This window comes from Actinoplanes oryzae (assembly GCF_030757795.1).
In the GTDB taxonomy this organism is placed as follows: Bacteria; Actinomycetota; Actinomycetes; order Mycobacteriales; family Micromonosporaceae; genus Actinoplanes.
On the sequence record NZ_JAUQWH010000096.1, the window covers coordinates 1 to 11881 of the forward strand.

11 protein-coding genes are annotated in these 11881 nt (G+C 73.2%); 4 read left to right on the forward strand and 7 right to left on the reverse strand.

Features of this window, described 5'->3' with window-relative positions; translation table 11 throughout:
• Both RBH18_RS27090 and RBH18_RS27095 read right to left on the reverse strand, forming a co-directional pair.
• Positions 1 to 1336, reverse strand: a 1336-nt coding sequence (locus RBH18_RS27090; protein ID WP_306212649.1) for a HelD family protein, incomplete at its 3' end; no start/stop codon positions are given.
• 149 nt (positions 1337 to 1485) lie between these two features.
• The gene (locus RBH18_RS27095) at positions 1486 to 2406 is read right to left on the reverse strand and encodes an alpha/beta fold hydrolase (RefSeq protein ID WP_306212651.1); all 921 of its coding nucleotides are present in this window, start codon (positions 2404 to 2406) and stop codon (positions 1486 to 1488) included.
• Between the two features lie 166 nt (positions 2407 to 2572).
• On the opposite strand from RBH18_RS27095, the gene RBH18_RS27100 reads away from it, so the two are divergent.
• Positions 2573 to 3178: a carbonic anhydrase gene (locus RBH18_RS27100; protein ID WP_306212653.1), complete on the forward strand. Its 606-nt coding sequence runs from the start codon at positions 2573 to 2575 to the stop codon at positions 3176 to 3178.
• 422 nt (positions 3179 to 3600) lie between these two features.
• On the opposite strand, the gene RBH18_RS27105 is transcribed toward RBH18_RS27100, so the two are convergent.
• The gene (locus RBH18_RS27105) at positions 3601 to 3930 is read right to left on the reverse strand and encodes a hypothetical protein (protein ID WP_306212655.1); all 330 of its coding nucleotides are present in this window, start codon (positions 3928 to 3930) and stop codon (positions 3601 to 3603) included.
• A 241-nt stretch (positions 3931 to 4171) separates the two neighbouring features.
• Here RBH18_RS27105 and RBH18_RS27110 point away from each other — a divergent pair, with 241 nt between their 5' ends.
• From RBH18_RS27110 to RBH18_RS27120, 3 genes are all read left to right on the forward strand, one after another.
• The gene (locus RBH18_RS27110; protein ID WP_306212657.1) at positions 4172 to 4663 is read left to right on the forward strand and encodes a DUF3145 domain-containing protein; all 492 of its coding nucleotides are present in this window, start codon (positions 4172 to 4174) and stop codon (positions 4661 to 4663) included.
• A gap of 239 nt (positions 4664 to 4902) precedes the next feature.
• A complete protein-coding gene (locus tag RBH18_RS27115; protein WP_306212704.1) occupies positions 4903 to 6558 on the forward strand; it encodes a glycoside hydrolase family 3 protein in 1656 nt (551 codons plus the stop codon).
• Between the two features lie 652 nt (positions 6559 to 7210).
• On the forward strand, positions 7211 to 8095 hold the full coding sequence (locus RBH18_RS27120; protein ID WP_306212659.1) for an NADP-dependent oxidoreductase: 885 nt from the start codon (positions 7211 to 7213) through the stop codon (positions 8093 to 8095).
• Between the two features lie 51 nt (positions 8096 to 8146).
• Here the strand turns inward: RBH18_RS27120 and fabF are convergent, their stop codons facing one another.
• Genes fabF through RBH18_RS27140 form a run of 4 tightly spaced genes read right to left on the reverse strand, consistent with a single transcriptional unit; the run spans position 8147 to position 11568 of the window.
• Positions 8147 to 9373, reverse strand: a complete 1227-nt coding sequence (fabF, locus tag RBH18_RS27125) for a beta-ketoacyl-ACP synthase II (protein WP_306212661.1) — start codon at positions 9371 to 9373, stop codon at positions 8147 to 8149.
• A 1-nt stretch (position 9374) separates the two neighbouring features.
• Entirely contained in the window at positions 9375 to 9617 is a 243-nt protein-coding gene (locus tag RBH18_RS27130; RefSeq protein ID WP_306212663.1) for an acyl carrier protein, read from the reverse strand.
• Between the two features lie 50 nt (positions 9618 to 9667).
• Positions 9668 to 10618: a beta-ketoacyl-ACP synthase III gene (locus RBH18_RS27135; protein WP_306212666.1), complete on the reverse strand. Its 951-nt coding sequence runs from the start codon at positions 10616 to 10618 to the stop codon at positions 9668 to 9670.
• Positions 10615 to 11568: an ACP S-malonyltransferase gene (locus RBH18_RS27140; protein WP_306212668.1), complete on the reverse strand. Its 954-nt coding sequence runs from the start codon at positions 11566 to 11568 to the stop codon at positions 10615 to 10617. Before RBH18_RS27140 ends, RBH18_RS27135 begins: the two co-directional genes overlap by 4 nt.
• Between the last annotated feature and the right edge of the window lie 313 nt (positions 11569 to 11881).

The following is an 11881-nucleotide window of genomic DNA, read 5'->3' on the forward strand; positions in this document are numbered from 1 at the left end:
CGAGCTCGTCGAGCAGCGCCACGTCCGCGATCGTGGGGCCCCGCTCGGCCAGCGCGTCGAACGACCCCTGCAACTGCGCGATCTCGTCCTTCGACAGAACCCCGTTGGCGTACGCCCGGAGCCGCGCCGGATCGGCCAGCCACCGCAGCACCCGCATCGGCGTGAACCGGGGCCACCACAGCTTGAGGAACTCCCGGAAGTCGGCGCGGTCGGCCAGCTCCGCCTCGAAGTCGCGCTTCTCGGGCAGGTTGCGGATCGACTCGCGGGCCTGGGCCCACAGGGCGTCGAAGAGCCGGTCGAAGCCGTGGCCGCGTACCTCGTTGCGGCGTGCCCCGCGGGGCAGCGCCTTGCGCCGGATGCGATCGAGGTCACCGGCGTCGAGGCGCAGCAGCGTCCCCCGGTAGAGCAGCCGCAGCTCGGTCGGGCCGCCCGGCACCGCGTCGTGCGAGGCGCGCTCGAGGACGCGGCGCATGCGCAGGGAGCCCTTGATCGCCGCGACGGGCGTCGGGTCGACCCGGGTGGCGTCGTAGCCGGGCACGAGCGAGCCGAGCGAGCGCAGCGTCGCCGTGTCCTCGCCCAGCGACGGCAGCACCGTCGCGATGTAGTCGACGAACACCCCGGACGGGCCGACCACCAGGATGCCGCCGCCGGCGAAGCGGTTGCGGTCCGCATAGAGCAGGTACGCCGCCCGGTGCAGCGCCACGGCGGTCTTCCCGGTGCCGGGGCCGCCGGTGACGATCGTCACGCCGGACGCGGAGGACCGGATCGCCTCGTCCTGCTCGCGCTGGATCGTGGCGACGATGTCCCGCATGCCGCGCCCGGTCGCCTTGGACAGGCTGGCCAGCAGCGCGCCGTCGCCGACGATCGCCATGTCGTCCGGCGCGTTGTCCGGGTCGAGCAGGTCGTCCTCGATGCCGGTGACCCGCTCGCGGCTCGACTGGATCATGCGGCGGCGCACGACCCCGAGCGGCTCGGCCGGCGTGGCCCGGTAGAACGCCGAGGCCGCGGGCGCGCGCCAGTCCACCACGAGCGACTGGGAGTCCTCGTCGCGGATGCCCATGCGGCCCACGTAGTGCCGGGCGCCCGTGGTGAGGTCGAGGCGCCCGAAGACCAGGCCCTCGTACTCGGTGTCCAGGGCGTGCCGGCGCCGCGCCGCGTGGAAGACCATCGCGTCGCGCTCCACCAGGGCGCCGAACGTGCCCACGCCGGCGAGCTGATAGCCCTCCTTCTCGGCGCGGGAAGCCTCGCGGCGCAGGTCGGCGAGCCGGGAGTACACCCGGTCGACGTGCTCCTGCTCGACCGCGATCTCCTGTTGCAGGACGTGGGCGTCGCTCAAGTCCGTCTGCTCCCCGCTGGTGGTTCCCGCTGTGACCCCCGAGGTCCACCTGTGCGAAGGGGGCAATCGAACTTACTCCTGCCCGGGGCCGACCGTCGACAATGGGGGCCGTAGTTTATCGCCCCAACTTGTCGATACCGGACAAATCTCTACGCGGCCTTCCCGTAACTGTCGCGCCTCCCGCATGCCACTGCCTTCTCCAGTACGCCGGTCAGCGCGGCCGTGACGACGTCGGGGCGCTCCATCATCAACATGTGCCCGGCGCCCTCGCACACGGTCAGCTCGGTCCCGGGCAGCGCGTCGGCGATCGACTCGGCGCAGGCCGGCGGGGTCAGACGGTCCTTGTCGCCCACGAGCGCGGCCGCCGGCACGTTCCCCAGCTCGGCCAGCGTGTCGAGCCGGTGCTGGGCGCCCACCGAGGCACGGAAGCCGCCGATCGAGCGCAACGTGGCCCGGTTGACGGCCGCCATGGTGGTGTCCAGGTCGGCCCGGTCGTAGTCGTCGCCGAAGAGCAGCCACCGGACGGCCGGTTGGAGGGCGGGCTTCGCGTACCGGTGCGGGCGCCACGCCCCGAGCCGTGCGAGCACTCCGGCGCCGGTCTGCTCGGCGAGGCGCAGGGCCGGGGTGAGCGGCCGCGGCAGCCCGTAACAGGTGTGCGTGGCCCCCTCGGCGGTGGTGGACACGAACAGCAGACCCGCGACCCGCTCGGCGAACACCTCGGGGTACAGGTCCGCGTACTCCATGATCGTCATGCCGCCCAGGGAGTGCCCGGCCAGCACGACCGGGCCGCGTGGGGCGTACGCGTCGATCACCTCGGCCAGATCCTCGCCCAGCTGGCGCACGGTGGCCGCGTGCAGCCGGGTCGTCCCGGAGCGCCCGTGCCCACGGGCGTCGTAGCTCACGACCCGGGTGTCAGTATCGGCCAGCGCCGCGGTCTGATGCCGCCACGTGTGCCGGTCGAGGCACCATCCGTGCAGGAAGACGACCGTGACGGGCGCCCGGCGCGGGCCCGACGCCTCCACGCTCAGGGTCACGCCGTCGGCGAGGGTGAGCTCCGACTGCTCGAGCATGGGGCACCTCCGGTGGTCGACGTGTGCACGCCGTTGTACCCGCAGGTAACTAGGATCACTCGCGCGAGCGCGAAAAGCTATCGAAACCGGCCACCGGGCTGTCCGTGACAGTGATGTGGCTCCCACCCTCTGTACGCGGCGGGCCGCTCGTAGAGAATCTGAACTCATGACGACTAGCCCGCAGCCGATCGTGCGGCCCGAAGCAGCCCTGGCGGAGCTGCTGGCCGGCAACCAGCGCTTCGTCACCGGCCGGCCGCGCCACGGCCACGAGGTCGCCGCCGCCGCGTCGGTGTCCGGCGGCCAGCAGCCGCAGGCGGTGATCCTGGGCTGCATCGACTCCCGGGTGCCGCTGGAGGCCATCTTCGACCAGACCTTCGGCTCCATCTGCGTCGTCCGCTCCGGCGGCCACGTGGTGGACCGTGCCGTCCTGGGCTCGGTCGGCTTCGCGGTCGCCGCCCTCAACGTCTCGCTGATCATGGTCCTCGGCCACGTCCGCTGCGGCGCGGTCGACGCCACGATCGGCGCGCTGCGCTCGGGGGACAAGCCGGACGGCGACGTCGGCTACCTGGTCGAGGAGATCGCCCCGGCCGCGGAGGCGGTGGGCCTCGACGACCCGGAGGTGAGCACGAAGGCGATGCGCGAGCACGTCTCGCGTACGGTCCGGCGCATGCGGGAGATCGCCGGTGTCCCGGAGGCCGTGGCGGCGGGGCGGGTGAGCATCGCGGGAGCGGTGTACGACCTCGACACCGGCCTGGTCACCCTCCTCGACTGACCCCGGCCGGTCCCGCCGCCGCGCCCGACTCCCGCGGCGGCGACCGACCCCGGTCCGTCCTGCCGCCGCGCCCGACTCCCGCGGCGGCGACCGACCCCGGTCCGTCCTGCCGCCGGCCTCGACCTCTTCCGGCGGCGACTGACCTCGACCCGTCGCTGCCTCCAGGGTCGACGTCTCCTGGCGGCGGCTGCACTCACCGTTGTCGTGCTGCCGCCTTCGTGCACTCACCGTTGTCGTGCTGCCGCCTTCGTGCACTCACCGTTGTCGTGCCGCCGCCTTCGTGCACTCACCGTTCTTGCGCCGCCGCCTTCGTGCCCTCCGGGATTGCCGTGCTCGTCGACCCGCGACCGCCGTGCTCCGGACACGCCAAAGGCGCCCCCGAGTTCTCCCGGGAGCGCCTAATGCGTTGTGCGGCGGGTTGCTCAGCCCTCGAAGACGCCGGCGTCGGCGAGGCGCTTCTCGGTGGCGCCCCAGCCGTGCTGCGGGAACTCCGAGTCGAGGGTCTGCAGCTCGGTGCGGATCTTGGCGCCGTGGCCGGCGGCCGAGAGGACGCGGATCTCCTCGACGAAGGCGTCCGAGTCCGTCTTGAGGCGGTTGGTCTTGCCGTTGGTCAGGTTGCGCACGTAGGCGAACCGGCCGTCCGCGAGCGGGATGAGGTACTTGAACTCACCGAGCACGCTCAGCGCGCCACCCTGGCCGGCCTGGCCGGCGCGGACGGATGCGCGGGCGGTCTTCGAGGTGTTTTGCGCCACGGCGGTGCTCCTTGGGAAGAACGTAGGTCGGCAGAAAAAGCCGCATCAAGCCTACACGACCGGCTCGGAGCCGCGACGTGGGACGGCTCACGACCGTTATGCCTGATGTGCCTCGACGGCCATTCCAAGTCGATATTGCGGTTTCTCTGGCGCACCATCCGTACCACCCGGCATCATGGAGCACGATCAACCGCGGTCGAGGTCGTAGGGGAAGACGCACCTCGGTCTCCGGGAGGTCACCGTGCCAACGTGTGGCGTCGTATACGTCCACTCGACCCCACTCGCCGTGTGCCAGCACGTCGAGTGGGCGATCGCGCGCGTCCTGACCGCGCCGGTCACCCTGCACTGGACGGCGCAGCCGGTCGATCCCGGCATGCGACGATCCGAGTGCAGCTGGACAGGAAGGCCCGGCACTGGCGCCGAGCTGGCTGCTGCCCTCAGGCAGTGGCCCATGATCCGTTTCGAGGTCACCGAGGAGCCGAGCCCCGGCGTCGACGGTGAGCGCTTCATGCACGTGCCGGGCCGTGGCCTGTGGCGCGGCACGATCGGCGCCTCGGGCGACATCCAGCTCGGTGAGGACAGGCTGCGCGCCATCATGGCCGCCACCCGGGCTCCCGAGGCGCTGTCGCACGCCATCGACAAGGCGCTCGGCACGGCGTGGGACGCCGAGCTGGAGCCCTACCGATATGCCGGCGACGGCGCCCCGCTGACGCTGCTCACCCGCGTCGGCTGAGGCCGCTCGCCCGGGCACGACGTTGTCCACAGGGCGGTCACCTCGGGCTTCGAGTTGTCCACAGGGCTGATTTGTCGGCCGTCGGCGGCTCTGATCCAATGGCGGCCATGTCGAGGGCGTTTCGTGCTGCTGTGACCGTGCCGCTGCTGGTGCTACTGGCCGCGTGCGGTCCCGACACGTCCAGCTCCGGCAAGCCCCAGGCCGGCGCCGCGTCGAGTGCTGCCGCGCCCGGCTCGGCCATGCCGTCCGCGCCGGCGTCGGGCGCGGTGCCCGGGGGAGCGCCCGCCGCGGGTGCCTCCGCCGGTGCCCAGGGCGCCCCGGCCGATCCCGCGGCCCACGCGCGCCAGGTGGTCGCCACGCTGAGCGACGCGGATCTGGCGGGGCAGGTGCTGATGCCTTACGCGTACGGGGGGAGTGCCACCGACGTCGACGAGGCCGCCGCCGCGGGCAACCAGACGATCGCCGGCGTGCGCACGCCGGCCGAGATGATCGCGAAGTTCCACCTGGGCGGCCTGATCCTCGTCGCGTTCACGCCCGAGGACCCGACCGGCAAGACCAACCCGGCCACCAACGTCGACAACCCGCAGCAGGTGCGCACCCTCACCGACGGCCTGCAGGCGGCGGCCCGCGCGCTGCCCGGCGGGGTGCCCCTGCTGATCGGCACCGACCAGGAATACGGCGTGGTGACCCGCGTCAAGTCCGGCGTGACGCTGCTGCCGTCCGCGATGACGTTCGGCGCCGGGGGCAAGCCCACGCTGACCCGGGGCGCGTGGCGGGCCGCCGGCGAGGAGCTGGCCGCCATGGGCATCAACCTCGACTTCGCCCCGGTGGCCGACACCCTCGGGCCGCAGGGCAACACGGTGATCGGCTCCCGGTCCTACGGCGCCGACGCCAAGGCCAACGCCGCGCAGGTGGGCGCCGCCGTGCGCGGGATCGAGCAGGCCGGCGTGGCGGCGGCCGTCAAGCACTTCCCGGGGCACGGGCACACCACGGGCGACAGCCACGAGGGCCTGCCGGTCGTCCGCCAGCAGCTCGCCCAGTGGCAGCAGCAGGACCGCCCGCCGTTCGCGGCCGGCATCGCCGCGGGCGCCTCGGTCGTCATGTCCGGCCACCTCGACGTGGAGGCCCTCGACAAGGGCGTCGCCGCCACCTTCTCGCACAAGATCATGACGGACGTCCTCCGCACGAGCCTCGGCTTCAAGGGCGTCGCGATCACCGACGCGATGAACATGGCGCCGGCCATGAAGTGGCCCGCGGGCGAGGCGGCGGTCCGCGCCCTCAACGCCGGCAACGACATGCTCCTCATGCCCCCGGACCTCGCCGGCGCCCGCGACGGCATCCTGGCCGGCCTGGCGAGCGGCTCCCTCAAGCGCGAGCGCCTGGTCGAGGCGGTCACCCGCATCCTGACCCTGAAGTTCCGCCTGGCCGCCAAGCCGCAGCCCGCCCTCACCACCGTGGGCTCGCCCGCCCACCAGCGTGCCGTCTCGGCCGCCGACGCCGCGGCGGTCACGGTCCTCCGCGGCCGCTGCCAGGGCCCCCTCGTCACCGGCCCGATCACGATCACCACCAGCGAGGGCCGCGAGACCGCCCGCGCCGACCTCACCGCCGCCCTCCAGGCCGCCGGCCTCACCGTCCAGCCCACGGGCGGCACGATCGTCCACCTGGTCGGCTACGGCGACAAGCAGCCCGACCTCAGCCCCGCCGCCGCGGTCACGGTCATGATGGACGTCCCCACCCTCCTCGCCCAGGCCAAGAGCCCCACCCTCCTGGCCACCTACTCCTCCAGCCCCCTCGCCCTCAAAGCCCTCGCCGCCGTCCTCGCCGGCAAGGCCAAAGCCCCCGGCAAATCCCCAGTCGCCGTCGGCAAGCTCCCCCGCACCGCCTGCGCCAAGTAACCCCGTCCGCTCAGCCCGCCCCCTTTCGCCCAGCCCGCCCCGTCAGCCTGGCGCCTGCGCCAAGTAACCCCGTTCGCCAAGCCCGCCCCGTTCGCCCAGTCCGCCCCCTCCGCGCAGCCCGGCTCGTTCGGCCAGCCCGGCTCGTCCGCGCAGCCCGGCTCGTCCGCGCAGCCCGGCTCGTCCGCGCAGCCCGGCTCGTCCGCGCAGCCCGGCTCGTCCGCGCAGCCCGGCTCGTTCGCCCAGTCCGCCCCCCTCCGCGCAGCCCGGCGCGTTCGGCCAGCCCGCCTCGCCGCACCCTTGACGCGTGCGCATCCCACCCCGCGCCCCCGAGACGCGGCGCGGCAGCGTAGGGCAGCCCCGGCGCCTGGCCCCTGCGCTCACCTCTCACCGCATAAGCCAGCCGCGACCCGAGGCCGCCACGGCCGCCTACGCTCCATCCGTAGGCCGCGCCCCTGCTGGCGACCACGGCTGCGCGCTCTAGCCGTGAGCCGGCGTGACTCTGCTGGTGGCCACGGTGGTGCCGCTTCATTCGTGAGCTGGTGCGACCTGCGGGACTCACAGGCGCTCCCGCCCGTGGGGTCGACGGCGGTGACTCGCGCCCCGGAGAAGGTCCACTCTGGATGATGACGGCGGGCGGCCGTACCGTCGGGGGATGAGAGCGGCGCGCATTCATGAGTACGGGGGGCCGGAGGTCGTCCGGATCGACGACGTTCCGCAGCCCTTTCCCGCGCGGGGCGAGGCGCTGATCAGGGTGGTTGCCACGTCGCTGAACCCGACCGAGGCGGCGTTGCGCGGCGGGAAGCTGGCCGGCATGTTTCCGGTTGAGTTTCCGCTCACGCTGGGGTGGGACGTGGCCGGGACGGTCGGGGGCGTGCCCGTGATCGGGATGCTGGACCACGGCGCGGCCGCCGGCTATGCGGTGGGGCCCGAGGAACGGCTGGTCGCGGCGCCGCGGTCGGTGCCGTTGGCGGATGCCGCCGTGCTGCCGCTGGCGGGGATGACCGCGTGGCAGGCCGTGGTCGAGCATGCGCGCGTGGTGGCGGGGGAGCGGGTGCTGATCAACGGGGCCGGCGGGGGCATCGGGACGTTCGCGGTGCAGATCGCCAAGCATCTGGGGGCGTACGTGGTGGCGACCGCGAGCCCCCGCAGCGCCGCCACGGTCCGGCGGCTCGGGGCGGACGTGGTGCTGGACTACACCGCCGGACCGCTCGAGCCGGGCCGTCCGGTCGACGCCGTCGTGAACTGCGCCGCGATCGGGGCCGACGCGGCGCGCGCCCTGCCGGGGCTGGTGCGGGCCGGGGGCCGGGTCGTCACGGTGGCGACGCCGGTGGAGCCCACGGCCGAGGTGCGGGCCTGGCACATGGTGGTACGCAACTCTCCCGGTGACCTGAAGACGCTGGCCGGGCTCGTGGACGCCGGGACGATCACGCTCGACATCAGCGACCGTCGCGACCTCGCCGACCTGCCCGAGCTGCACCGGCTGGCCGAGGCGGGCGCCGTACGCGGAAAGGTCCTGGTCACCACCCAGCAGCGGTGAGCAGGCAGCAGGGGCGCCCCACCGAGGTGGAACGCCCCTGCCGGATGAAGCTCAGTACCGGGTGAAGACCACCGCGACGTTGTGGCCGCCGAAGCCGAACGAGTTGTTCATGGCTGCGGCGATCTCCAGCGGGCGGGCCTTGTGGGCGGCGACGTCGAGGTCGAGCCGGTCGTCCGGGTCGTCCAGGTTGATCGTCGGGGGGACGACGCTGTCGCGGATCGCGAGGATGGTCGCGATCGACTCGAGCGCGCCGGCGGCACCCAGGAGGTGGCCGGACATCGACTTGGTGGACGTGATGACCGGGTGGTCGCCGATCGCGGTCTTGATGCCCAGGATCTCGCCCATGTCGCCGGCCGGGGTGGAGGTGGCGTGCGCGTTGACGTGGGCGATGTCGGCGCCGGTCAGGCCGGCGTCCTGGATTGCCTTGGTCATGGCGCGGATGCCGCCCTTGCACTCCGGGTCGGGCTGGACGATGTCGAAGCCGTCGGAGGTGATGCCGGTGCCGGCCAGGCGCGCATAGATCCGGGCGCCCCGGGCGACGGCGTGGTCGGCGCGCTCGAGGATGAGGGCGCCGCCGCCCTCGCCCATGACGAAGCCGTCGCGGCCCTTGTCCCAGGGGCGGGAGGCCCGCTCGGGCTCGTCGTTGCGGGTCGACATGGCCCGCATCGAGGAGAAGCCGGCCAGCGGCAGCGGGTGGATGACCGCCTCCGTGCCGCCCGCGACGACCACGTCGGCGCGGCCGGAGCGGATGATGTCGAGGCCCAGCGACAGGGCCTCGGCGCCGGTGGCGCAGGCGCTGGCCATGGCGTGCACGCCGGCGCGCGCCTTGAGGTCGATGCCGACCCAGGCGGCGGGGCCGTTGGGCATGAGCATCGGCACGGTGTGCGGGCTGACCCGGCGCGGCCCGGAGGCCTCCAGGATGTCGTCCTGGTTGAGCAGGGTCGTGGCCCCGCCGATGCCGCTGCCGAAGCTGACGGCCAGGCGCTCCGGGTCCAGCCCGGAGTCCTCGAGGCCCGCGTCGAGCCAGGCCTGCTTCGCGGCGATGAGGGCGATGGCCTCCGAGCGGTCGAGCTTGCGCATCTTGACGCGCTCGATGACCTCGGACGGGTCCACCGCGAGCTGGGCGGCGATGCGGACAGGCAGCTGCGCGGCCCACTCCTGGGTGAGCGGAGTCACCCCGGAGCGGCCGGCGAGCAGAGCGTCCCAGGTGGACGCGACGTCCCCGCCTAGCGGGGTCGTCGCGCCGAGCCCGGTGACGACGACGTCTGTGCTGCTCATGTCAGTGGTTCGCCTCGATGAAGGAGACGGCGTCGCCGACGGTCTTGAGGTTCTGGACCTCGTTGTCCGGGATCTTGACGCCGAACTTCTCCTCGGCGGCCACCACGACCTCGACCATGGAGAGCGAGTCCACGTCCAGGTCGTCGGTGAAGCTCTTGTCCTCGGCGACGTCGCCCGGGTTCACGCCGGCGACCTCCTCCAGGATCTCGGCGAGGCCGGACGTGATCTCTTCGCGGGTTGCCATGGGTGGTGTTTCCTCTCAGCGGTGGTCGTGCGGAAGGTGCGCGTGAAGCATCACGGACAACGGATGACCTGTCCGGCGTAGGTGAGGCCGCCGCCGAAGCCGAAGAGCAGGACCGGGGCGCCCGAGGGCACCTCGCGGCGCTCGATCAGCTTGGACAGGGCCAGCGGGATGCTCGCGGCGGACGTGTTGCCCGACTCGACGAGGTCCTTGGCGACGACGACGTCGGGGCCGAGTCCCAGGCGCTTGACGATGCCGTCGATGATGCGGGTGTTGGCCTGGTGCGGCACGAAGGCGGCGATCTCGTCGGGCCGCACGCCGGCCCGCTCGAGCGCCTGCAGCGCGAAGGGCGCGAGCTCGGTGGTGGCCCAGCGGAAGACGATCTGGCCCTCCTGCTGGATGTACGGCTGCCGGCCCTCGATGCGCAGCACGTCGCCCTTGTCCGGGGCGGAGCCCCAGAGCACCGGCCCGACGCCGGTCTGCTCGCCCTCGGCGGCGGCGGTGACCACGGCGGCACCGGCACCGTCGCCGAAGAGGACGGCGGTGCTGCGGTCGGTCCAGTCCGTCAGGTCCGAGAGCTTCTCGGCGCCGATGACGATGGCGTTGCGGGAGGCGCCGGCGCGGATGGCGTGGTCGACCGTCCCCAGCCCGTACGAGAATCCGGAGCACGCCGTGTTCAAGTCGAACGCGGCCGGGGCGTTGACGCCGAGCCGGGCCGCGACGCGGGTGGCGACGTTGGGGCAGCGGTCGATCGAGGAGCACGTCGCGACGACGACCATGTCGATGTCGGCGGCGGCGAGGCCGGAGGAGGCGAGGGCCTTCTCCGCGGCGAAGGTGGCCATGTCGGCGACCGACTCCGAGTCGGCGACGCGGCGCTCGGCGATCCCGACGCGGGAACGGATCCACTCGTCGTTGGTGTCGACGATCTCGGCGAGATCGTTGTTGGTGACCACACGCGAGGGCTGGTAGTGGCCCATCGCCACGATGCGGGAACCCGCGGTCATGCTGTTGCTCCTTCGTGCTCGGTGCCGACGGGGCCCCCGTGGCGGGCGATCAGGTCGCGCGCGGCGTCCAGGTCGCCGGGGGTGTTGAGGGTGACGATCTCGGGGGCGTTGTCGCCCTTGAGCTCCCGCTTGACCAGCCCGGCGAGGGTGCCGGCGGGCGGCAGCTCGATGATGCCGGTCACGCCCCGCTCGCGCAGGCCCGCCATCACCAGGTCCCAGCGCACCGGCGCGGTCACCTGCCGCACGAGGCGCTGCAGCAGCTCGCGGCCGTCGGTCACGGCGCCGCCGTCGAAGTTCGACAGGAGCACGCGCGCCGGGTCGGTGGCGGTCGCCCCGGCCGCGACCGCGCCGAGGGCCTGCTCGGCGGGACCCATGTACGGCGTGTGGAACGCCCCGGCGACGGCCAGCGCCCGCACCCGCGCGGACGGCGGCGGCTCCTCGGCGAGGGCGGCCAGGGCGTCCATCGCGCCGGCGGCGACGATCTGGCCGGCACCGTTGCGGTTCGCCGGGTAGAGCTTGTGCTTCTCGAGCACCGCGACCACCTCGTCGGCGTCGCCGCCCAGCACCGCGCTCATGCCGGTGGGCTCCAGCGCGCACGCGGCGGCCATCTCCCGGCCGCGAACCCCCGCCAGCGCGATGGCCGTTTCCGGGGTCAGCGCCCCGGCGACCGCCGCGGCGCCCAGCTCGCCGACGCTGTGCCCGGCGACGACGTCCACGCTGGCGAGCGGCAGCTGCTCGGCCGCCAGCAGCGCGGCGGCGACCAGGAGCGGCTGCGTCCGGGCGGTGTCCTTGATCTCCTCGGCATCGGCCCGGGTGCCCAGGTGCACGAGGTCGACGCCGGCCAGCAGGGACCACCAGGCGAGGCGGGCCTCGGCGCCGGGAAGGTCGAGCCAGGGAGCGAGGAAGCCGGGCTTCTGCGAGCCCTGGCCGGGAGAGAGAACAGCGAGCACGTAACCGACTCTTCCGGATGGGAGCCCGTTCAGGAGGTGCCGCACGGGACCAAACCCTACGACCCCGGTTGTGGGGTTCCTACAAGAGGGGGTCCGCTATGAACCATTTCGAGCGGATTCAAAGGCCTGCCAGTTGCCCACTCGCCCCAGCGTCGTTCGCGTGAGCTGCGTCGCACTCCAGCTCTTTTGGCAAATACGGCCTACGTGCAGTCACGTGGTTTCACCGCGACCTGGTTGCACCGCTCAGGCTCTGCCGCGCGTGCCGGGCTGACCTGCCACCAGGCCGCGGCAGCCGTGCACCCCGTCGCTCAGC

Coding starts and splice junctions, on each gene's coding strand:
- RBH18_RS27095 (WP_306212651.1), bottom strand. CDS start 2,406: ATGCTCGAGCAGTCGGAGCTCACCCTCGCCGACGGCGTGACCCTGAGC.
- RBH18_RS27100 (WP_306212653.1), top strand. CDS start 2,573: ATGACGACTAGCCCGCAGCCGATCGTGCGGCCCGAAGCAGCCCTGGCG.
- RBH18_RS27115 (WP_306212704.1), top strand. CDS start 4,903: ATGCCGTCCGCGCCGGCGTCGGGCGCGGTGCCCGGGGGAGCGCCCGCC.
- RBH18_RS27120 (WP_306212659.1), top strand. CDS start 7,211: ATGAGAGCGGCGCGCATTCATGAGTACGGGGGGCCGGAGGTCGTCCGG.
- fabF (WP_306212661.1), bottom strand. CDS start 9,373: ATGAGCAGCACAGACGTCGTCGTCACCGGGCTCGGCGCGACGACCCCG.
- RBH18_RS27130 (WP_306212663.1), bottom strand. CDS start 9,617: ATGGCAACCCGCGAAGAGATCACGTCCGGCCTCGCCGAGATCCTGGAG.
- RBH18_RS27135 (WP_306212666.1), bottom strand. CDS start 10,618: ATGACCGCGGGTTCCCGCATCGTGGCGATGGGCCACTACCAGCCCTCG.